The following is a 21,157-nucleotide window of genomic DNA, read 5'->3' on the forward strand; positions in this document are numbered from 1 at the left end:
CGTACGGCGCGAGCCCCGGTGGATCCTCTGGATCGCACCGGGGCTCGCTGTGAGCGGGGGCTACTCGGCGTCGCGCTCCTGCGCGGCGATCGCGCGCTCGACGCCGGCGAGGTTCTCGGCGACGATCCGGCGCAGCGCGGCGGGCGCATCGGCGTGCTCGCCGAGCCACGCGCGCGTCGCCTTGCGCAGGTCGGCGTTCGCGAGCGGCGCGGGGTACAGCAGCTCGATGAGGTACGACGCGATCTGGAACGTGCGGGACTCCCACACGGGGATCAGCATCTCGAAGTACTTCTCGACGAACGGCTCGAGCTGGTCGCGCGTCGCGGGGTGGACGAACCCGAGCGCCGCCGAGCGGATGACGGTGTTGGGAAGCGCGTCGCTGTCGATGAGCGACGCCCACGCGGCGGCCTTCCCCTCGGCAGTCGGGAGCGCGGCGCGCGCCTGGGCGGCGGACTCGGCGCCCTTGGCCGTGTTGTCGGCGGCCAGTGCCGCGTCGATCGCCGCGTCGTCGGCGCGGCCGCCGGCCGCGAGCGAGACGAGCAGCTGCCACGAGAGGTCGGTGTCGATCTCGAGCCCCTCGAGCACGATCTCGCCGTCGCGCAGCGCGCGGACCCGATCCCAGTGCGCGGGCTCGGAGGCGGCGGAGGCGAAGGCCGTCGTCAGCTGCAGCTGGAGGTCGCTGCCGGGCTCGGCGTCCTGCAGGAGCGCCCACAGGCCGTCGGCGACCTTGCGGCGCGTCTCGGTGCGCGACTCGGGCGCGACGTAGCTGTTCGCCGCGAGCTGGAGCTGGGCGAGGGTCGTGCGGATGGTCGTCGACTCGGTCTCGCGGCCGATGTTGCGCAGGACGAGGTCGACGTAGTCGCTCGCTGCGGTCTCGGCGTCGCGCGTCTGATCCCACGCTGCGCCCCAGACGAGCGAGCGCGCGAGCGGGTCCGCGATGTCGGCGAGGTGGTCGATCGCCGTCGCGAGGCTGCGGTCGTCGAGGCGGATCTTCGCGTAGGCGAGGTCTCCGTCGTTGAGGAGGACGAGGGCGGGGCGGCGCATGCCCTTGAGCTGCGGCACCTCGGTGAGGTCGCCGTCCACGTCGATCTCGACGCTGTGCGTGCGCGTCAGGGCGCCGTCCTGCAGGTCGTAGAAGCCGATGCCGAGGCGGTGCGGGCGGATGGTCGGGTAGTCCGCCGGGGCCGTCTGCGTGATCGCGAAGCGCGTGATGCGGCCGTCGTGGTCGTCGTCGACGACGGGGGAGAGCGTGTTGACGCCTGCCGTCTCGAGCCACTTGCGAGACCACGGGGCGAGATCGCGGCCGCTCGTCTTCTCGAGCTCGACGAGGAGGTCGGAGAGGGTGGTGTTCCCGTACGCGTGCTTCTGGAAGTAGGCGCCGACGCCCTGGAAGAACGCGTCGATGCCGACCCACGCGGCCAGCTGCTTGAGGACGGAGCCGCCCTTGGCGTACGTGATCCCGTCGAAGTTGACCTGGACGTCCTCGAGGTCGTTGATCTCGGCGACGATCGGGTGCGTCGAGGGGAGCTGATCCTGGCGGTACGCCCAGGTCTTCTCCATGGCGTTGAACGTCGTCCACGCCTCGGTCCACTCGGTGGCCTCGGCCGTGGCGATCGTCGACGCCCACTCGGCGAACGACTCGTTGAGCCACAGGTCGTTCCACCACTTCATGGTCACGAGGTCGCCGAACCACATGTGGGCCAGCTCGTGCAGGATCGTGACGACGCGACGCTCCCTCACGGCGTCGGTGACCTTGCTGCGGAACACGTACGTCTCGGTGAAGGTGACCGCTCCCGCGTTCTCCATCGCGCCCGCGTTGAACTCGGGGACGAAGAGCTGGTCGTACTTCGCGAACGGGTACGGGTACCCGAACTTCTCCTCGAAGTACGCGAAGCCCTGACGGGTCTTCTCGAAGACGTAGTCGGCGTCCATGTGCTGCCACAGGCTCTTGCGGGCGAAGATGCCCAGCGGGATGACGCGGCCGGACGCCGACGTCAGCTCCGAGCGGGTCTCCTCGTACGGGCCCGCGATGAGCGCCGTGATGTAGGACGAGATGCGCGGGGTGGGCTCGAAGCCCCACGTCGCGTTGACGCCGTCGTCGTGCGGGATGGGCTCGGGCGTGGGCTGATTCGACACGACCTTCCACGATGCCGGCGCGGTCACCGTGAACTGGAACGTCGCCTTGAGGTCCGGCTGCTCGAACACCGCGAAGACGCGCCGCGAGTCCGGCACCTCGAACTGGGAGTAGAGGTACACCTCGCCGTCGACGGGGTCGACGAAGCGGTGGAGGCCCTCGCCCGTGTTCGTGTACAGGCAGTCGGCGTCGACGACGAGCTCGTTCTCGGCCTCCAGGTCGTCGAGTCGGATGCGCGCGTCGGCGTAGGCGGATGACGGGTCGATCTCGCGGCCGTTCAGGGTGATCTCCCGCACGTCGCGCGCGATGAGGTCGATGAAGGTGCTCGCTCCCGGCGTCGCGGCGAATCGCACCACGCTGCGCGATCCGAACACCTCTGCGCCCTTGGTCAGGTCGAGCGCGATCTCGTACGTCTGCGTCTCGACGATCGCGCGGCGCTCCTGCGCCTCGACGCGGGTGAGGTTCTCTCCAGGCACTGTTTCACTCCCATGGGGTAGGGGACGAAAGATCTCCGGGCGCGCGGGTGACGCCTGCGGCAACCTGAACAGCCTACGTGCTCGACGGGCTCCGCTCGCGGGAATCGCGGCGGGACCGCCCGTGACGGGACCCTGAACGCCGCCTGAACACCCTGATTTCTACGCGGGTGCGAAGATGGAGGGGTGACGACGAGCAGCACCCCGACGCAGTCAGCGGTCCCCTTCGCCTCCCCGGCCGCGGCCGGGGGAGACCCGTTCGTCGAGGTCCCCGTCGCCTACGACGCGATCGTGCTCTCGAGCTTCGGCGGCCCCGAGGGGCAGGACGACGTCATGCCCTTCCTGCGCAACGTGACGCACGGCAGGGGGATCCCCGACGAGCGTCTCGAGGAGGTCGCCGTCCACTACCGTCACTTCGGCGGCGTGAGCCCGATCAACGCCCAGAACCGCGCGCTCAAGGCCGCGCTGGAGGCCGAGATCGCCCGGCGGGGCCTCGACCTGCCGGTCTACTGGGGCAACCGCAACTGGGCGCCGTACCTCGATGACGCCGTTCGGGCCGCTCACGCCGACGGACACCGCACCCTGCTCGCGATCGCCACGAGCGCCTACAGCTCGTACTCGAGCGACCGTCAGTACCGCGAGGACTACGCACGCGTCCTCGCCGAGACGGGCCTGGGAACGGGGGACGACCCCGTGACGATCGACAAGGTGCGCCTGTTCTTCGACCACCCCGGCTTCGTCGAGCCCTTCTACGAGGGCGTGCGCGACGCGGTCGCCGGGTTCCTCGCGGATGGCGTGGGCGCCGGGGCGGTGCGCGTGCTGTTCTCGACGCACTCGATCCCGACCGCCGACGCCGACCGCTCCGGTCCGCGCGACCGCTCCTGGCCCGAGGGGGGAGCGTACGCGGCGCAGCACCGGGCCGTGGCGGCGCACATCATGCAGCGCCTCGCCGACGAGATCCCGGCCGCAGCGAGGACCGGATGGGACCTCGTCTTCCAGTCGCGATCGGGCCCCGCGTCGCAGCCGTGGCTCGAGCCCGACGTCAACGACGTGATCGCCGGGCTGCCCGCGCAGGGTGTCGAGGCCGTCGCGATCGTGCCGCTCGGCTTCGTGAGCGACCACATGGAGGTCCTCTGGGACCTCGACAACGAGGCGATGGCGTCGGCCGCGGAGGCGGGCATCCGCGCGGTCCGCACCCGCACGCCCGGCACGCATCCGGCGTTCGTGGCGGGTCTCGTCGACCTCGTGGAGGAGCGCCTGCACGGAACGCCCGCGAGCGAGCGGCCGCACCTGACCGACCTGGGGCCCTGGTACGACGTGGCGCGCCCCGGCGACTGCGAGAACGCGCGGCTGGGCTTCCTGCCGGCCGCGGCGGGCGTCGCGCCCTGACCGTGCACGGGCACCCCCGCAGGTAGGGGAGAATCGTCTCCATGCGCATCCACATCGCGACCGATCACGCGGGTCTCGAGTTCTCGACCCAGCTGCAGCACCACCTCGCCTCCCAGGGCCACGAGGTCATCGACCACGGGCCGGTCGAGTACGACCCGCTCGACGACTACCCCGCGTTCTGCATCCGCGCGGCGCAGGCGGTCGTCGACGACCAGCGCGCCGGCGTCCCCGCGCTCGGCGTCGTCTTCGGCGGCTCGGGCAACGGCGAGCAGATCGCGGCGAACAAGGTCGAGGGCATCCGCGCGGCGCTCGTGTGGAACCTCTCGACCGCCGAGCTCGCGCGCGAGCACAACGACGCGAACGTCATCGCCATCGGCGCGCGCCAGCACACGTTCGAGGACGTCACGCGCTTCATCGACCGCTTCATCCAGACGCCGTTCTCGAACGACGAGCGTCACGTCCGCCGGATCGCGCAGATCGGCGCCTACGAGCGCGACGGCGCCCTCGTCGACGGGCCCGCTCCGCGCACGATGTCCTAGCGGATGCCCGAGGGTCATTCCGTCCACCGGATCGCGCGGCAGTTCGCGCGCAACTTCGTCGGCCGCCCGGTCGGGGCGACGAGCCCGCAGGGGCGCTTCGCGGAGGGTGCGGCCATCCTCGACGGTCGCACGATGACGCGCGCCGAGGCGGTCGGCAAGCAGATGTTCCTCGAGTTCGACGAGGATGTCTGGCTGCGCGTGCACCTCGGCCTGTACGGAGCGTGGGACTTCGCCGGCGAGATCCTCGTCGACCCGACGATCGCGTCCGCGAACGGGCGGATGGGGCAGACGAATCAGCGCGGCACCGACCTCTCCGACGCCGACCGCGTGTTCGACGACGCCGGCGAGAACTCCCTCGCGTCGATCGGCGCCCCGCGTCGCACGCGCGTGCGCGTGCGGATGTCCGAGCAGACGCGAGGGCTCGACGAGCCGGACGGCCTGGCCGCCTCCGACGCCGAGTGGCCGCCGCCCGTCGTCGGCCAGGTGCGCGTCCGCCTGCTCACGGAGACGACCTGCGCGGACCTCCGTGGACCTACCGCATGCGTCGTGCAGCGGCCGGACGAGATCGCCCGCGTGATCGCCAAGCTCGGCCCCGATCCGCTCGTCGGCGACGTCGGTGAGGGCGAGGAGCGCTTCCTCGCGGCGGTCCGCCGCCGGAATGTCGCGATCGGCCAGCTGCTCATGGACCAGTCGGTCGTGAGCGGCATCGGCAACGTCTACCGCGCTGAGATGCTCTTCCGCGCGGGGCTCGACCCGCACACGCCGGGGAAGGACATCCCCGAGGAGACGGTGCGCGGGCTGTGGCGCGACTGGGTCGTGCTCCTGCGCATCGGCGTCGAGACAGGGCAGATGATGACCATGGACGGGCTCGAGGGCGACGCCTGGCGTCGCGCGATGGCCAGCAGGGACGACCGCCACTGGGTCTACCACCGCGCGGGCCTGCCCTGCCGGGTCTGCGGCACGGAGATCGTGCTCGAGGAGATGCAGGCGCGCAAGCTCTACTGGTGCCCGACATGCCAGCGCTGAGCCGAGGCGACCGGGTCGACGTCATTGCAGATGTCCGCATCGGGGGCGAGGGGCGCGAGCTGCTCGCCCACCCCGAGTACGACGTCGACGGCGTGTACGACGTGTGGCTCGCGGACGGACGGATCGCCGACATCGCGCCCGCTGGCGCGATCCGCCGAAGCGGCGCGGTGCTCGACGGCGCGGGCGGATGGCTCGTCCCCGGCCTCTGGGACCATCACGTGCACACGCTCGAGTGCGCGCTCGCGCAGGGCACGCCGTCGGTCGAGCACGCCGCGTCCGCCGAGGAGGCCGCGCGCGCGGCCGCGGCCGCCCCGGTCCGAGCAGACGGGCGCCGGGTCGTCGCGCGCCTGCGTGACGGCCTCTGGACGGATGCCGCCGACCTGGGCCTCCTCGACGAGGTGACCGGCGACATCCCGACCTATCTCGTGAGCTCCGATCTCCACGGCGTCTGGCTGAACTCGGCCGCCGCGCGGCGTGAGGGCCTCGCGGCCGACGCCGCGGGTCTCGTGCGCGAGGGCGCCGCCTTCCTCGTCGAGCAGCGTCTCAAGCAGCTCGCCCCGGCGGACGAGGACGCCGCGCTGGACCGGATGCTCGCGGCCGCCGCCGCGAGAGGCGTCGTCGGCGTGCAGGACCTCGAGATCGGGTGGAACGCCGATCGGTGGCGACGGCGGATGGCGCGGGGTGACGAGCGCGTCCGCGTGCGCTTCGACGTGTATCCCGACGACCTGGACCGGGCGATCGCGGAGGGGCTGTCGACCGGCGAGGCGCTCGACGGATCAGACCGCGTGTCCTTCGGGATGCTCAAGGTCATCTCCGACGGGTCGCTCGGCACGCGGACCGCCGCGACGAGCGCCCCGTACGCCGACGGCGTCAGCCGCGGGCGCCTGAACGTCGAGCCGCGCGCGCTCATCGAGCTCGTGGCGCGCGCCGCGAGCGCGGGCATCGCGACGACGATCCACGCGATCGGAGACGTCGCGGCCCGGCACGCGCTCGACGCGTTCGCGGCCGCCGACGTGCCCGGGCGCATCGAGCACGTCCAGCTCGTCGCGCGCACCGACATCGCGCGGTTCGCCCGCCTCGGCGTCGAAGCCAGCGTGCAGCCCGAGCATGCCCTCGACGATCGCGAGCTCGCCGGCGTCGAGTGGGCTGCGCAGACCGCAGTCGCCTATCCGCTCCGCGAGCTGGTCGAGGCCGGAGCCTGCCTGCTGCTCGGGTCCGACGCGCCGGTCTCGCCCCTCGACCCGTGGGTCCAGATGGCGGCCGCGGTCTTCCGCACCCGCGACGCGAGCGAGCCCTGGCGGGTCGATCAGGCTCTCGACGCCCGCACGGCTCTCGCCGCCTCGACCGACGGCGGCACGGCGGATCCGGCGAGGGTCCTGCCCGGCGAGCCGGCTGACCTGGCACTCGTCGGGCACGACCCGCTGACGGCGGGAGCCGACGCGCTGCGTGCCATGCCGGTGCACGCGACCCTCGTCGACGGGCGCCTCACGCACCTCGGCTAGGGATTCGCGCGCCCACCGCGCCGTGACACGTCGAAGGCCTCGCTCCGAGCGGAGCGAGGCCTTCTGACGAGGAGAGCGAGGGTCACTCGGCGATGTGCGCCACCAGGAACCAGCGGTCCTTCTCGAGGCCCGCCTTGATCTCGATGGCGACGTCCTGGCTCGTGAGGTCGACCTCGTCGAGACCGTCGATGGCGGCCTGGAGGTCGGCCAGAACGGCGTCGATGTCGGAGACGATGCCGCGGATGACGGCGTCCGACTGGGCGAAGCCCGCGGGCGCACCGGTCGTCGGAACCTTGCCGGCGACGGCGGCGAGGCGCGCGTCGATGGGGAGGCCCAGGGCCACGATGCGCTCGGCGGCGAGGTCCGCCCACTCCTGCACGTGGTCGACGAGCGTGTCGAGGAACTCGTGCACGCCGATGAAGTTGGCGCCGCGCACGTGCCAGTGCGCCTGCTTGCCGTTGACGCCGAGAGCCTGGAGGCCGAGGACGACGGGAGAGAGGAACTGGGCCGAGCCGGCGGCGACGGTCGGGTCGGCGGCGGTCGCGGAGATGGTCTGTGCGTCGCTCATGAGGATTCTCCTTCGTCTTGCCGGGCGCGTGTCGCGCCCTGTCGCTGAAGACAACGCTACTCGTCGGCTGGCATTCCGCAAGCAAGCAGAGGCTCGGCTAAATCGCAGATGATCGGGCGAAAGTTAGGCTTGCCGAACCTGGCATCGAAAGCGAGAGGGAGCGCGCGGACGTATCGTCGGACCATGAGCGTCTCGCCCCGTGCCACGGTCCTGCCTCTCGACGGCGTGCGGCCGGTCGTCCCGCCCGATGCGTTCCTCGCCGACGGAGCGCGCGTCGTCGGCGACGTCGCGCTCGGCCCTCAGACGAGCGTCTGGTACAACGCTGTCCTCCGGGGCGACACCGGCGCCATCCGCGTGGGCGCGCGCAGCAACCTCCAGGACAGCGTCTCGGTGCACGTCGGCGGCGGCTTCGACACCGAGATCGGCGACGACGTGTCGGTCGGGCACAACGCCGTGGTGCACGGCTGCCGTATCGGCGACCGGTCGCTCATCGGCATGGGCGCCGTCGTGCTGCAGGGCGCCGAGATCGGGGCCGAGTGCCTCGTCGCCGGGGGAGCGGTCGTGCTCGAGGGCACGGTCGTGCCGCCGCGGAGTCTCGTCGCGGGAGTGCCCGCGAAGGTCCGCCGCGCACTCACGGACGAGGAGGTCGCCGGACTCCTCCGGAACGCGGAGAACTACCTCGCGCACGCGGCGCGCCACGAGGCGGCGCTCCGCGACGGCGAGCGCTGATCAGGGCGCGGTCGCGCCGAGCAGGTCGGCCGCCCGGTGTGCGGCCTCCGTGCGCGTCGCCGCTCCGAGCTTGCGGAGGATCGCGGACACGTGCACGCTGACGGTCTTCGTGCTGATGAACAGGCGCTGCCCGATCTGGCCGTTGCTGAGGCCCTCGGCGACGAGCTCGAGGACCTGGAGCTCGCGCGCCGTGAGCACCGGATCGGCGTGCCCGTCGCGCCCCTGGAGACCGGCCTCGTCGGCCAGCGCGTCCAGGTCGCGCAGGACGCCGAGGACGCCGCGTTCACGCGCGGCCGCGCGTGCGGACGGCACGAGAGCCCGGGCGCCCGCGCGGTCTCCGGCCTCGACCCGTGCGCGCACCTGCTGGGCGAGCGCGTAGGGCAGCAGCCCGACCGGCGCCTCGCGGCCCTCCGCTGCGGCCGCGGCCGCGCGCCATGACGGCTCGTCGTCGGCGAGCTCGGCGCGGGTGAGCGCACTCCACACGCCGTGCGTCGGCCAGCCCGCGAACTGGTCGATCAGGCGCTCGGCGAGCCGGCCAGCCTCCTGCCCGAACGCGTGTCCGCCGCGCCTTCCGGCGAGGCGCGCGACGCGGGCGAACGACCAGGCCAGCGGCACCGCGTTGCCCGAGTTCAGCGCGAGTCGCTCCACGGGCACGGCCCGCACGCCTGCGGCCGCGTCCCACGCGACCTCGGGCCGCCCGTCCGCGAGCGCGAGCTCCATTTCGACGCGCGCCACGGTGAGGAGGGCCTGGATCTCGTTCTCGGCGGTCGAGCGGAGCACGGCTCGGTGCGGTTCGAGCGTCGCGGCCGCGGCGGCGAGATCGCCCCGCCAGACGAGGGACCACGCGCGGACGACCGCGAGGTACGTCACGTTGACCGACGGGGGCGAGGCGGCCAGAGCGCGGTCGATGAGGGCGTCGACCTCGTCCCACCGGCCGAGGCTCGCGAGCGGGTCGGCGGCGTTCGACGCGAGGACGGTGCCCGAGGTGCGCTCGAGGCCGTAGGCCTGAGCCTCGGCCATCCCGAGCCGGGCGAGCTCGAGCGCGCGATCCGGGTCTCCGGCCCGCTGCGCGAGATCCGACGCGTTGACCCAGTACCGCAGGCGCGCGGCGCGATCGTCGCCTGCCAGCTGCCGTGCCTGCTCGAGCTCCGCCCACCCCGCTGCGAGGTCGCCGCCGTGCGCGAGGCAGAGCCCGGCGACGTTCATCGCGTTCGACACGAGCGCGGTCGCTCCGAGCCGCTCCGCGACGGCGGCGCCCTCGAGAGCGAGGCGGCGGGCATCGGCGCGCTCGCCGGCCAGCATGAGCCGCCCGGCGAGGGAGATGAGCAGATCGACGCGCAGCTCCTCGTGCCCGCCGATCCGCTCGACGGTCGCGAGGGCGTCGCGATACGCCTCGATGGAGCCCGGACGGGCGGCGTTGGAGAGGGCGCGCGCGAGATTGCGCGTGAGGCGGACGTGGTGGATGGAGTCGGGAGGGCACGCGGCCAGCGCGGAGCGCGACACGGCGATGCTGCGCTCGGTCTCGCCGGCGTTGCGGAGGTAGGTCGCGGCCCTCCCCATGAGCTCGAGCCACGGCATCCCGGCCGTGCTCTCGGCGTCGGGCACGGCATCCCACATCGCGAGCGCCTGCTCGGCGTGCTGCGCGGCGGACGCGTAGGCGGAGCTCGCCCGCGCCTCCTGCATCGCGCGGATCGAGGCGGGGAACGCCCGCGCGGCGTCTCGCGTCGACGCCAGGTGGTGCGCGACGGCCGCTGCCACGCGCGCGCCGGATGCGGCACGCTCCTCGAGCGCCTCGGCGTAGCGCTCGTGGAGGCGCTCGCGCTCGCCGGGAAGGGCGTCCTCGAGGATGGCCTCGCGCACGAGCGCGTGCCGGAACGCGTAGCCGTCGTCCGTGAGGACGAGGAGGCCCGCGTCGAGGGCCTCGCGGAGGGCGGCGTCGCGCGCGGTCGCGTCGAGGCCGTCGACCCTCTCGAGGAGCGCGTGCGCGACGGACAGCCCGCCGACCGAGAGAGCGCGCGCAAGCGCTCGTGCCGGATCGGACAGCCGCTCGTACCGCGCGAGCAGCAGGCTCCGCAGGCCGCCGGGGAGGGCGCGCTCGTCGTCGCAGCCCTCCACGGCGACGAGCTCCTCGAGATAGAAGGGCACGCCGTCGCTGCGGGCGGCGATCGCGTCGAGCTGCGGCCCCGCGACCGCCGTGCCGGTCAGCTCGCCGACGAGCGCGCGGACGTCCTCGCGGTCCAGGCGGCCCAGCTCGACGCGCGTCGTGGCGCGGCTGCGCGCCAGCTCGCCGAGCAGATCGCGCGCGGGGTGCGTGCGTCCGATGTCCTCGGGCCGGTACGTGGCCACGACGAGCAGACGGGCGTCGAGCGAGACCCGCGCGAGGTAGGCGAGCACGCCGAGGCTCGCCCTGTCCATCCAGTGCACGTCCTCGAGGACGAGCACGACCGGCTGCTCGCGGCTCGCCGTCTCGAGCAGATGGGCGAGCGCCTCGTAGGGCTGCTGGCCGGTCGGCTCCGCCTCGCTCGCGAGCGCGGGCGCCATGCCCGAGAGGGCGGCGGCCCCGGGGCCCGCCAGCTCGCGCACGCGGTCGACGCCGAGGTCGGCGATGAGCACCCGCAGCGCGGCGGTGAAGGGCGTGTACGCCTCGCCGACGCGACCGAGGTCGACGCAGTGGCCCACGAGGACGCGCGCGCGGCCGCCGACCGCGGCCGCGAGATCGGAGACGAGCCGCGACTTGCCGATGCCGGCCTCGCCCGAGACGAGCGCGAGCGCGGGCTCGCCGCGCTCGGCGGCCTCGAAGAGCGCGACGAGCTGAGCGTGCTCGCTCTCGCGCCCGACCGTGCGCGGACTGGTCCTGATCGTCACCGCGTCATCATCACACGGACCGTCGACATCGCGGCGGACGGCGGACGTCACGACGAGAGGCGCGGGAGGAGCCGACGCGCCCGGGGTGCGCGCCGAGTCGGGATCCGATCGCCCTGTGCGGCGTCGGCCTCGAGTCGCTCGCGGATCGAGCGCTCGCGAGCCGCACGGCGCTCGGCCTCCTCGATCTCGGCGCGGTGGACGGAGAGGCTGTGGAGAGGATCGATGAACATGACTCCACGGTCGTCCCTGAGGCGGCGCCCGAGCATCGGCAGAACGCCGTATTCCCGGGGCCGGACGAGCCGGATGAGGTACCTCAGACCGTGCCGTGTCGGAAGCACGTGCGCGCGTGGGATAGGATCGTTCACGCTGCCGGACGCAGTTCCGGGGATGTAGCTCAATGGTAGAGCCCCAGTCTTCCAAACTGGTCACGCGGGTTCGATTCCCGTCATCCCCTCCATGTCCTCTCTCGCCGCCCCGGGTGGCGAGTCCCGCCCGATCGGTCGGCTAGACTTTCCGAGGCCGTTTCGTGTTCCCGTGCGCGGGGATATCCGCGGGGCGTAGCTCAGCTTGGTAGAGCGCCCGCTTTGGGAGCGGGAGGCCGCAGGTTCAAATCCTGTCGCCCCGACCAACGGCCCATCCAGACCTCAGCCCGCGTCGCGACCGGCGTGCGGGTCCGTCACAAGGAGAAACGAACCAGCATGGTGAACAGCACCGTCGAGAAGCTCAGCCCGACGCGGGTGAAGCTTCACATCACGGTCAGCCCCGAAGACCTCAAGCCGAGCATCCAGCACGCGTACGAGCACATCGCGCGCGACGTGCAGGTCCCCGGCTTCCGCAAGGGCAAGGTTCCCGCTCCGATCATCGACCAGCGCGTCGGCCGCGGCGCGGTCATCGAGCACGCCGTCAACGAGGGCCTCGACGGGTTCTTCCGCGCCGCCGTCGCCGAGAACGACGTGAAGATCCTCGGGCGCCCGCAGGCGGACATCGTCGAGTGGCCGAGCGACAAGGACTTCTCGGGCGACCTCGTCGTCGACGTCGAGGTCGACGTGCGCCCCGAGTTCGAGATCCCCGCCTACGAGGGCCTCACCGTCACGGTCGACGCCGTCGAGATCGACGACGCGAAGATCGACGAGGAGCTCGACAGCCTGCGCGCCCGCTTCGGCACGCTCGTGCCCGTGGACCGCCCGGCCGCGAAGGGCGACTTCGTCGAGCTCGACCTCGTCGCCAAGATCGACGACCAGGAGATCGACCGCGCCGAGGGCGTGTCGTACGAGGTCGGCTCGGGCGAGCTGCTCGACGGCATCGACGAGGCCGTCGAGTCGCTCACCGCCGGCGAGGAGACCACGTTCCGCTCCAAGCTCGTGGGCGGAGACCACGCGGGCGAGGAGGCCGAGGTCGCCGTGACCGTCAAGGCGGTCAAGGAGCGCGAGCTTCCCGAGGCCGACGACGACTTCGCGCAGATGGCGAGCGAGTTCGACACGATCGCCGAGCTGCGCGAGTCGCTCAAGGAGACGGCCGCGACGCGCGGAGCGTTCTCGCAGGGCTCCGCCGCGCGCGACAAGCTCGTCGAGACGCTGCTCGAGGCGGTCGAGATCCCGGTTCCCGCGAGCCTCATCGAGGACGAGGTGCACCGTCACCTCGAGCAGGAGAACCGCCTCGAGGACGACGAGCACCGCGCCGAGGTGACCGAGGCGAGCGAGAAGCAGTTCCGCACGCAGATCCTCTTCGACGCGATCGCCGAGAAGCTCGACGTGCAGGTCTCGCAGGACGAGTTCACGCAGTACCTCATCCAGGCGTCGGGCCAGTACGGCATGTCGCCGCAGGACTTCGTGCAGGCGCTCCAGCAGGGCAACCAGCTGCCGGCTCTCATGGGCGACGTCGCGCGCAACAAGGCGATCGCGATCGTCCTCGGCAAGGTGTCCGTCGTCGACACCGCGGGCAACCCGGTCGACGTGAGCGACTTCGCGGCCGTCGATGACGAGCCCGAGGCCGAAGAGGCTGCTGCGGAGGAGGCTCCGGCCGACGAGGCTGGTGCGGCCGAGGAGGCCCCCGCTGCGGAGGAGGCCCCGGCCGAGGAGGCTCCCGCGGCCGAGAAGAAGCCCAAGCGCACGCGCAAGACCGCGAAGGCGGCCGACGAGGCCGAGTGATCTCAGCGGATCCTCAGGAGGGCGGGTGCTTCGGCACCCGCCCTCCTCGCGTCTGCCGACTCAGATCCGCACGACGGCTCCCGCGCGCGGCGGCAGGAGCATCGCGCCGTCATCCTCATCGAGCGGCGCCGTCGCGAAGAGGACGTCCGCGGCCGGCCGGATGCGCAGCGGCTCGTCCGCCAGGTTGACGACGATCTCCAGGCCGCCCCGTCGGAGCCGGATCCAGCGCTCGTCATCGCTCCACTCCGCCGACACCCGCTCGAGGCGCGGATCGACGAGGTCCGGCTCCGCCCTGCGCAGGCGCGCGAGCGCGCGATGGACGGCGAGGATGCGCGTGTGCCGCGTCGGGGCCCCATCCGCGGGATAGGGCTCGCTCCAGTCGAGCCGCGAGCGCGCAAACGTCGCAGGGTCCTGCGGGTCGGGCACGGTCTCGCGCTCCCATCCCATCCGCGCGAACTCCTCCCTGCGCCCCTCCCTGGTCGCCTCCCCGAGCTGCGGATCGGGATGCGACGTGAAGAACTGCCAGGGCGTGGACGCTGCCCACTCCTCGCCCATGAAGAGCATCGGCGTGAACGGCGACGCGAGGCAGAGGAGCGCCGCGACGGCGAGCAGGTCCTCGTCGAGCGCGGCGGCCAGGCGATCGCCCGTCGCGCGGTTGCCGATCTGGTCGTGATTCTGCGTGTAGGTGACGAGCCGCCACGCGGGAGTGCCCGGCGGAAGGGGGCGGCCGTGCGCGCGTCCGCGGAAGGACGACCACGTGCCGTCGTGGAAGAATCCGCGGGTCGCCGCCTTCGCGAGGGCCGACAGCGGAGCGAAGTCGGCGTAGTAGCCGTGCGTCTCGCCCGTGAGCGCCACGTGGACAGCGTGGTGGTAGTCGTCGCTCCACTGCGCGTGCACGCCGTACCCGCCCGCCTCTCGGGGCGAGATGAGGGTCGGATCGTTGAGGTCCGATTCGGCGATGAGCGTGAGCGGCCGACGCAGGTGCGCGCTGAGCGCGTCGACCTCCTCGGCGAGCTCCTGGAGGATGTGCGTCGGGCTGTCGTCGACGAGCGCGTGGACGGCGTCGAGCCGGAGGGCGTCGACATGGTGGTCCCGCAGCCACATGAGCGCGTTCTCGACGATGTGCGCGCGCACGGCGGGCAGGCGCAGGTCGACGCCTGCGCCCCACGTGTTCTCGTCGTCCTCGCGCAGGTACGGCCCGAACCGGGGGAGGTGGTTGCCGCTCGGCCCGAGGTGGTTGTAGACGACGTCCTGGATCACGCCGACGCCCGCGGCGTGGCAGGCGTCGACGAACCGCTGGTAGGCGTCCGGGCCGCCGTAGCTCTCGTCGACCGCGTACCAGAGGACGCCGTCGTAGCCCCAGTTGCGCGGGCCGTCGAAGGCGTTCACGGGCAGGAGCTCGACGAAGTCGACGCCGAGGTCGACGAGGTGCGGCAGACGCGCCGCGGCGGCGTCGAGCGTCCCCTCGGGCGTGAACGTGCCCACGTGGAGCTCGTAGATGAGGCCGCCCGCGAGCTGCCGGCCCGTCCATCCGCTGTCCTGCCATGCGTGTGCCGACGGGTCGTGCACGCGGCTGAGCCCGTCGACCCCGTCGGGCTGCCAGCGCGCGCGCGGATCGGGCAGGGGCGTGTCGTCGTCGTCGAGCAGGTAGCCGTAGGCGGCGCCGTGCCGCGGCTCGGCGTCGGACGTCCACCATCCGTCGGGCGCTGCTCGCATCGCGAGCCGCGATCCGTCGAGCAGGAGCGTTGCGGTCCGCGCGTGCGGCGCCCACACCTCGAAGCTCACGGCGCCTGCCTCAGGAGCAGGGCGACGGGGTAGGTGCGCAGAAGCTCGGCGAGGGGGACGGCACCGCCCTCGGTCTCGGCGCCGGTGAGGGCGTCCGCGTATCGGCCGGGAGGCAGGAGCACGGATGCGCTGCCCCATCCGCCGGCGCGGGCGAGGCCGATCGGGAGGCGGGTCGCGATCGCGACGGCCCCGCCGCGGTCGAAAGCGATCGCGTGCCGCCCCGCGTCGCCGATCACAGTCAGCGGCGCGTAGCGCGTGAAGAGCTCGGGTCGATCGCGTCGCGCCCTCAGCGCGCGCGAGGTGACGAGCAGCTTCGCCGCGCCGCTCTCGTCGAGGGGCGGCGGCGGTCCGGCATCGAGCTGCGCGAGCAGCGCGCGCCGCTCGCCGAAGTCGACGGGGCGCCGGTTGTCGGGATCGACGAGCGAGCGGTTCCACAGCTCCGCGCCCTGGTACACGTCGGGCACGCCGGGCATCGCGAGCTGCAGCAGCTTCGCGGAGAGGCCGTTCGACCAGCCGGCCGGGCGGATGGCGTCCACGAGGCCCTCGAGGGCGGCGGCCGCCTCGGGGTCGTCGAATGCCGCGTCGACGAGGGCGTGGAGCCGCCCCTCGAAGTCCGCGTCGGGAGAGCGCCACGATGTGCCGGTCGCGGCCTCCCGTGCGGCCTTCTCCGCGTAGGCGTGAGCGCGTTCGCGGGAGACGGGCCACGCGCCCGCGAGCGTGCTCCACAGGAGCGCCGCGAGCGGGGCGTCGCCCAGGGGAGCGCGCGCGAGAAGCGTCGCGAGGGTCGTGCGCCAGAGCTCCGGCACCTCGGCGAGCGCATCGATCCGCGCGCGGGTGTCCTCGCCGCGCTTCGTGTCGTGCGTCGAGAGCGTCGTGAGCGATGCGGGCGTGCGCGCCTGACGCTCGATCTGGCGCCGATGGAACTCGGCGACGTCGATCGCGAACTCCGAGGGATCACCGCCCACCTCCGCAAGCGAGGCGAGGCGCGCGACGCGGTAGAACACGGTGTCCTCGACGCCCTTGGCCATCACGGCGCCCGAGGTCTGCTGGAGGCGCGCCGCGACGGGCTCCGCGGGGTCGGAGAGGACCGGGAGGAGCGCCTCGACGGCCGCAGCCAGGTCGGGCCGCCTCCGCGCCGCCTCGGCGACGGCGGCGTGGAGATGCTCGGCTCCGGCGGGCAGATACGACCGGTACACGGGGAAGCAGGCGAGGATCTCGGCGAGCGCGTCGGCGGCGTCCGCGCCGCCGGGCAGGGCCCGGTCCGGCAGGAGCCGCACGAGCCGACGCATCTCGGACGCGAGGATGCCGTCGGCCGCGGCGCGCTTGCCGTCGTGGACGAGGTCGTCCCACGCGGCGCGCGAGCCGCGCAGCTCCTCCTCGAGCGCGTCGAGCTGGGCGCGGCCGGCCGGGTCGACGAGCACGCGATCGACGTCTCCGAGCGCATCGTACCCGGTCGTGCCGGCCGTCGCCCAGTGCGCGGGCAGGTGCTCTCCGGCCTCGAGGATCTTCTCGACGACGACGTAGCGGCCCCCGGTCGCGTCCGCGAGGCGCGCGAGGTACCCTCCCGGGTCCGCGAGGCCGTCCGGATGGTCGATGCGGAGCCCGTCCACGAGGCCGTCGCGGAGCCAGCGGAGGATCTCGGCGTGCGATGCGTCGAACACCCACGGCTCCTCGACGCGGATCGCCGCGAGCGAGGAGACCGCGAAGAACCGGCGGTAGTTCAGCTCCGCGTCGCCGCGCCGCCAGTCGACGAGCTCGTAGTGCTGGCGGCCGTGCACGGTCTCGGGATCGGCGCCGTCGTCGGCCGATCCCGGGGCGAGGGGGAATCTCTGATCGCCGCAGCGCAGCTCGCCGTCCTCGATCCGAAGCGGCGGGCTGTCGTCGCCGAGCACGGGCAGGCGCACGCGTCCGCCGCCCGCGGCCCAGTCGATGTCGAACGCATCCGCCCACCGGGACGCCCGGCCGTGCGCGAGGACATCCCACCACCAGGGGTTGTTCGCCGGCGTCGCGACGCCCATGTGGTTCGGGACGACGTCGACGAGCACGCCGAGCCCGGCCTCCCGTGCGGCCGCGGAGAGACGGGCGAGCCCGTCGGCTCCGCCGCGCAGCGGGTCCACGCGCGTGTGGTCGACGACGTCGTAGCCGTGGTTCGAGCCGGGTTCCGCCGTGAGCAGGGGCGAGAGGTAGAGCCAGTCTGCCCCGAGTGCGTGCACATACGCGACGGCACCCGCCGCGTCATCGAGGTCGAAGTCCGCGCTGATCTGCAGACGGTACGTCGAGCGCGGCGTTCGCGGGGTCACGCGCCGTCCTCTTCCGCGGCGCGCTCGAGCCGGAGCCGCACCGATGCGGCGGGGGAGTGATCGGGCGACTCCTCCGGTGCACGGTGCTCGCGGAGCACGAGCATCGAGCGGGCCGTCACGGCGAGCGACGACCCGGCCGCGCGCGGCGTCGGATCTGCGCCGTCCGCGGTGTCGAGCACGATCTCCCACTGGGGGCAGTACTCGTCGGGCGGCAGCGTGAACTCGACCTCGCTGTCATGCGCGTTGAAGCAGATGAGGAAGTGCACGTCGACGATCCGCTCGCCGCGCGGGCCGCGGCCGCCGATGCCCTGCCCGTTCAGGAAGACGCCGAGCGAGCGCGCGTACGCTGTCTCCCAGTCCTCGGGCTCCATGGGGTCGCCGCCGGGGCGCAGCCACACGATGTCGGGCAGGGGGTCGCCCTTGCCGCGGCGGACGGGCCGCCCGTCGAAGAACCGCAGTCGTCGGAACGCCGGGTGCCGCCGGCGCAGGCGCGACACGGCGGCCGTGAACTCGATGAGCGGGCCGTCCGCCTCGTCCCAGTGCACCCACGTGAGCTCGCTGTCCTGCGCGTAGCCGTTGTTGTTGCCGCGCTGCGTGCGTCCGAGCTCGTCCCCGTGAGGAAGCATGGGAACGCCCTGCGAGAGCAGGAGGGTCGCGAGGAAGTTGCGCTGCTGGCGCGCGCGCAGCTCGAGGACAGCGGGGTCGTCGGTCGGCCCCTCGACTCCCAGGTTGTACGAGCGGTTGTGGGACTCGCCGTCGCGCCCGCCCTCCCCGTTGGCCTCGTTGTGCTTCTCGTTGTACGACACGAGGTCGTTGAGCGTGAACCCGTCGTGCGCCGTGACGAAGTTGATCGAGGCCGACGGGAGCCGTGCCGAGGTCTCGTAGAGATCGGCCGACCCGGTGATGCGCGACGCGAACTCGCCGAGCGTCGCCGGCTCGCCGCGCCAGAAGTCGCGCACGGTGTCGCGGTACTTGCCGTTCCACTCCGTCCACTGCGGAGGGAAGTTGCCGACCTGGTAGCCGCCGGGTCCGACGTCCCACGGCTCGGCGATGAGCTTGACCTGCGAGACGACCGGGTCCTGCTGCACGAGGTCGAAGAAGCTCGACAGCCGGTCGACGTCGTAGAACTCGCGCGCGAGCGTCGCCGCGAGGTCGAAGCGGAAGCCGTCGACGTGCATCTCGGTGACCCAGTACCGGAGCGAGTCCATGAGGAGCTGGAGGGCGTGCGGGTTGCGCACGTTGAGGCTGTTGCCCGTGCCGGTGTAGTCCATGTAGAAGGACGGGTCGTCGTCGACGAGCCGGTAGTACGCGCGGTTGTCGATCCCGCGGAACGACAGGGTCGGGCCGAGGTGGTTGCCCTCCGCGGTGTGGTTGTAGACGACGTCGAGGATGACCTCGATGCCGGCCGCGTGCAGTGCGCGGACCATCCCCTTGAACTCCTGGACCTGCGCGCCGGCGTCGCCGGATGAGGAGTACTCGTTGTGCGGCGCGAAGAAGCCGAGGGTGTTGTACCCCCAGTAGTTGCGCAGGCCCCGCTCGATGAGATGGCCGTCGTGCACGAACTGATGGACCGGCATGAGCTCGATCGCGGTCACGCCGAGCTTGCGCAGGTGGGCGATGACGCTCGGATGGGCGATGCCCGCGTAGGTGCCGCGCTGCGCCTCGGGGACGTCGGGGTGCAGCGCCGTGAGGCCCTTCACATGCGCCTCGTAGATGAGCGTGCGGTCGTACGGGACGGACGGCGGCCGGTCGTCCCGCCAGTCGAAGTAGGGGTTGACGACGACCGCGAGCAGCGTGTGGCCCGCGGAATCGGCCTCGTTCGGCTTCTCCGGGTCGTCGAAGTCGTAGTCGTAGAGCGACGCGTCCCAGTCGACCGCACCGGAGAGCGCCTTCGCGTACGGGTCGACGAGCAGCTTGTGCGGGTTGCACCGGAGCCCCTGGGCGGGGTCGCGCGGCCCGTGCACGCGGTAGCCGTAGCGCTGGCCGGGGCCGACATCCGGGAGGTACGCATGCCAGACGAACGCGTCGACCTCGGTGAGCTCGACGCGGGTCTCGGCCCCCGCATCGTCGAAGAGGCAGAGCTCGACGCGCTCGGCGACCTCGCTGAAGAGGGCGAAGTTCGTCCCGTCGCCGTCGTACGACGCTCCGAGGGGGTAGGGGTTTCCGGGCCAGGTGTTCATGCGCGCCTTCCTCGCGGTCCGGAGGCTCCCGGGGCGGACCCCTCCGTTGATCCGCGCCGATGCCGCCACGCTAACGGGCGCGACGTGCCGGAGGGAAGGGCTTGCGGAAGGGCGGTCCGACAGGGCATGCGACACCCGATATGCCCAGGGCGAACACGACCGGACCGCTGAAACGGCGCCGGTAGGGTCGATCTCGACGCATCACCGAAATGGAGTGATTTCATGGCCGAACCGCTGATGGCACAGAGTGTCTTCGACAGGCTTCTCAAGGACCGCATCATCTGGCTGGGCTCGGAGGTGCGCGACGAGAACGCGAACGAGATCTGCGCGAAGATCCTCCTTCTCGCCGCGGAGGACTCCGAGAAGGACATCTACCTCTACATCAACTCGCCCGGCGGCTCGATCACGGCCGGCATGGCGATCTACGACACCATGCAGTTCGTGCCCAACGACATCGTCACGGTGGGCATCGGCATGGCCGCCTCGATGGGGCAGCTCCTGCTCACGAGCGGGACGAAGGGCAAGCGGTACATCACGCCCAACGCACGCGTCCTGCTGCACCAGCCGCACGGCGGCTTCGGCGGCACCGCGAGCGACATCCAGACGCAGGCCGAGCTCATCGTCTCGATGAAGAACCGCCTCGCCGAGATCACCGCGGCGCAGACCGGGAAGACCGTCGAGCAGATCAACGAGGACGGTGACCGCGACCGCTGGTTCACCGCCGACGAGGCGCTCGAGTACGGGTTCGTGGACCACATCCGCGAGCATGCGGCGGACGTGACGGGCGCGGGCGGCACCGACCGCGACGCGCAGTGAGCCGAGAGACGAGGACGCACACGATGAACACCCCCTACACCGGCGCGGCGACCCCGCAGGGCTTCCAGCTCCCGAGCAGCCGCTACATCCTGCCGCAGTTCGAGGAGCGCACGGCATACGGCTACAAGCGCCAGGACCCGTACAACAAGCTCTTCGAGGACCGCGTCATCTTCCTGGGCGTCCAGGTCGACGACGCGTCGGCGGACGACGTCATGGCGCAGCTGCTCGTGCTCGAGAGCCAGGACCCCGACCGCGACATCATCATGTACATCAACTCGCCCGGCGGCTCGTTCACGGCCATGACGGCGATCTACGACACGATGCAGTACATCTCGCCCCAGATCCAGACCGTCGTGCTGGGTCAGGCCGCCTCGGCGGCGGCCGTGCTGCTCGCGGCCGGCGCGCCGGGCAAGCGCCTCGCGCTGCCCAACGCGCGGATCCTCATCCACCAGCCCGCGGTCGGCGAGTCCGGCCACGGGCAGGCGTCGGACATCGAGATCCAGGCGGCCGAGATCCTGCGCATGCGCACGTGGCTCGAGGAGACGCTCGCGAAGCACTCGAACAAGTCGCAGGCCGAGGTCCACAAGGACATCGACCGCGACAAGATCCTGGGTGGCACCGAGGCGGTCGAGTACGGCCTCGTCGACCAGGTCCTCACGTCGCGCAAGCGCACGCCGCTGACGAAGTAGGACGAGCAGGATCCT

Annotated in this window: 15 protein-coding genes and 2 tRNA genes; 10 read left to right on the plus strand and 7 right to left on the minus strand. The window is 72.3% G+C overall.

The annotated features are described in order from the left end of the window. Positions 1-60: 60 nt before the first annotated feature. Positions 61-2,610: an aminopeptidase N gene (pepN, locus tag GC092_RS07130; RefSeq protein ID WP_324014637.1), complete on the minus strand. Its 2,550-nt coding sequence runs from the start codon at positions 2,608-2,610 to the stop codon at positions 61-63. A 183-nt stretch (positions 2,611-2,793) separates the two neighbouring features. Here pepN and GC092_RS07135 point away from each other — a divergent pair, with 183 nt between their 5' ends. The 4 genes from GC092_RS07135 to GC092_RS07150 are packed head-to-tail and all read left to right on the plus strand — an operon-like array spanning position 2,794 to position 7,063. Then, positions 2,794-3,996, plus strand: a complete 1,203-nt coding sequence (locus tag GC092_RS07135; protein WP_324014639.1) for a ferrochelatase — start codon at positions 2,794-2,796, stop codon at positions 3,994-3,996. A gap of 41 nt (positions 3,997-4,037) precedes the next feature. Further along, a complete protein-coding gene (locus GC092_RS07140) occupies positions 4,038-4,535 on the plus strand; it encodes a ribose-5-phosphate isomerase (protein ID WP_271172033.1) in 498 nt (165 codons plus the stop codon). Between the two features lie 3 nt (positions 4,536-4,538). Then, positions 4,539-5,561, plus strand: a complete 1,023-nt coding sequence (locus GC092_RS07145) for an Fpg/Nei family DNA glycosylase (protein WP_324014641.1) — start codon at positions 4,539-4,541, stop codon at positions 5,559-5,561. Next, positions 5,549-7,063, plus strand: coding sequence for an amidohydrolase (locus GC092_RS07150; protein ID WP_324014866.1), 1,515 nt, complete (start codon positions 5,549-5,551; stop codon positions 7,061-7,063). Before GC092_RS07145 ends, GC092_RS07150 begins: the two co-directional genes overlap by 13 nt. An 82-nt stretch (positions 7,064-7,145) precedes the next feature. On the opposite strand, the gene GC092_RS07155 is transcribed toward GC092_RS07150, so the two are convergent. Then, on the minus strand, positions 7,146-7,631 hold the full coding sequence (locus GC092_RS07155; protein WP_271172031.1) for a Dps family protein: 486 nt from the start codon (positions 7,629-7,631) through the stop codon (positions 7,146-7,148). A 183-nt stretch (positions 7,632-7,814) separates the two neighbouring features. On the opposite strand from GC092_RS07155, the gene GC092_RS07160 reads away from it, so the two are divergent. Continuing rightward, positions 7,815-8,360 (plus strand): gamma carbonic anhydrase family protein, encoded by a 546-nt coding sequence (locus GC092_RS07160; protein WP_324014644.1) that lies wholly within the window; start codon positions 7,815-7,817, stop codon positions 8,358-8,360. Here GC092_RS07160 and GC092_RS07165 read toward each other — a convergent pair whose 3' ends face one another. Further along, a complete protein-coding gene (locus GC092_RS07165) occupies positions 8,361-11,225 on the minus strand; it encodes a helix-turn-helix transcriptional regulator (RefSeq protein WP_324014646.1) in 2,865 nt (954 codons plus the stop codon). Positions 11,226-11,272: 47 nt separating this feature from the next. Beyond that, entirely contained in the window at positions 11,273-11,455 is a 183-nt protein-coding gene (locus GC092_RS07170; protein ID WP_324014648.1) for a hypothetical protein, read from the minus strand. A gap of 153 nt (positions 11,456-11,608) precedes the next feature. Here GC092_RS07170 and GC092_RS07175 point away from each other — a divergent pair. From GC092_RS07175 to tig, 3 genes are all read left to right on the plus strand, one after another. Continuing rightward, positions 11,609-11,682: transfer RNA gene (locus tag GC092_RS07175), tRNA-Gly, on the plus strand. 94 nt (positions 11,683-11,776) lie between these two features. Next, positions 11,777-11,853: transfer RNA gene (locus GC092_RS07180), tRNA-Pro, on the plus strand. A 70-nt stretch (positions 11,854-11,923) separates the two neighbouring features. Continuing rightward, complete coding sequence (tig, locus tag GC092_RS07185; RefSeq protein WP_271172027.1) at positions 11,924-13,372, plus strand: trigger factor; 1,449 nt, start codon at positions 11,924-11,926, stop codon at positions 13,370-13,372. 60 nt (positions 13,373-13,432) lie between these two features. On the opposite strand, the gene treZ is transcribed toward tig, so the two are convergent. From treZ to glgX, 3 genes are read right to left on the minus strand one after another with little or no spacing between them, the layout of a single operon-like run. Then, positions 13,433-15,157, minus strand: a complete 1,725-nt coding sequence (gene treZ, locus GC092_RS07190; RefSeq protein ID WP_324014650.1) for a malto-oligosyltrehalose trehalohydrolase — start codon at positions 15,155-15,157, stop codon at positions 13,433-13,435. Further along, entirely contained in the window at positions 15,154-17,457 is a 2,304-nt protein-coding gene (treY, locus tag GC092_RS07195; RefSeq protein ID WP_324014651.1) for a malto-oligosyltrehalose synthase, read from the minus strand. The genes treZ and treY overlap by 4 nt, the downstream gene beginning before the upstream one ends. Continuing rightward, positions 17,454-19,637 (minus strand): glycogen debranching protein GlgX, encoded by a 2,184-nt coding sequence (gene glgX / locus GC092_RS07200; protein WP_324014653.1) that lies wholly within the window; start codon positions 19,635-19,637, stop codon positions 17,454-17,456. Before glgX ends, treY begins: the two co-directional genes overlap by 4 nt. 222 nt (positions 19,638-19,859) lie before the next feature. Between glgX and GC092_RS07205 the strand changes: the two genes are divergently transcribed. Together GC092_RS07205 and GC092_RS07210 are read left to right on the plus strand one after the other, a co-directional pair. Then, positions 19,860-20,453 carry an ATP-dependent Clp protease proteolytic subunit gene (locus GC092_RS07205; RefSeq protein WP_271172023.1) on the plus strand — a complete coding sequence of 198 codons (594 nt, stop codon included), beginning with the start codon at positions 19,860-19,862 and terminating at the stop codon, positions 20,451-20,453. 23 nt (positions 20,454-20,476) lie between these two features. Next, positions 20,477-21,142: an ATP-dependent Clp protease proteolytic subunit gene (locus tag GC092_RS07210; RefSeq protein ID WP_271172022.1), complete on the plus strand. Its 666-nt coding sequence runs from the start codon at positions 20,477-20,479 to the stop codon at positions 21,140-21,142. The last annotated feature ends 15 nt before the right edge of the window (positions 21,143-21,157 follow it).

Origin of the sequence: Microbacterium sp. JZ37, from assembly GCF_035188445.1 — a bacterium.
Taxonomy (GTDB): Bacteria; Actinomycetota; Actinomycetes; order Actinomycetales; family Microbacteriaceae; genus Microbacterium; species Microbacterium barkeri.

Excerpts from the sequence above, each read along its gene's own strand:
- GC092_RS07140 (WP_271172033.1), top strand. The coding sequence starts at position 4,038 with ATGCGCATCCACATCGCGACCGATCACGCGGGTCTCGAGTTCTCGACC.
- GC092_RS07145 (WP_324014641.1), top strand. The coding sequence starts at position 4,539 with ATGCCCGAGGGTCATTCCGTCCACCGGATCGCGCGGCAGTTCGCGCGC.
- GC092_RS07150 (WP_324014866.1), top strand. The coding sequence starts at position 5,549 with ATGCCAGCGCTGAGCCGAGGCGACCGGGTCGACGTCATTGCAGATGTC.
- GC092_RS07155 (WP_271172031.1), bottom strand. The coding sequence starts at position 7,631 with ATGAGCGACGCACAGACCATCTCCGCGACCGCCGCCGACCCGACCGTC.
- GC092_RS07160 (WP_324014644.1), top strand. The coding sequence starts at position 7,815 with ATGAGCGTCTCGCCCCGTGCCACGGTCCTGCCTCTCGACGGCGTGCGG.
- GC092_RS07170 (WP_324014648.1), bottom strand. The coding sequence starts at position 11,455 with ATGTTCATCGATCCTCTCCACAGCCTCTCCGTCCACCGCGCCGAGATC.
- tig (WP_271172027.1), top strand. The coding sequence starts at position 11,924 with ATGGTGAACAGCACCGTCGAGAAGCTCAGCCCGACGCGGGTGAAGCTT.
- glgX (WP_324014653.1), bottom strand. The coding sequence starts at position 19,637 with ATGAACACCTGGCCCGGAAACCCCTACCCCCTCGGAGCGTCGTACGAC.
- GC092_RS07205 (WP_271172023.1), top strand. The coding sequence starts at position 19,860 with ATGGCCGAACCGCTGATGGCACAGAGTGTCTTCGACAGGCTTCTCAAG.
- GC092_RS07210 (WP_271172022.1), top strand. The coding sequence starts at position 20,477 with ATGAACACCCCCTACACCGGCGCGGCGACCCCGCAGGGCTTCCAGCTC.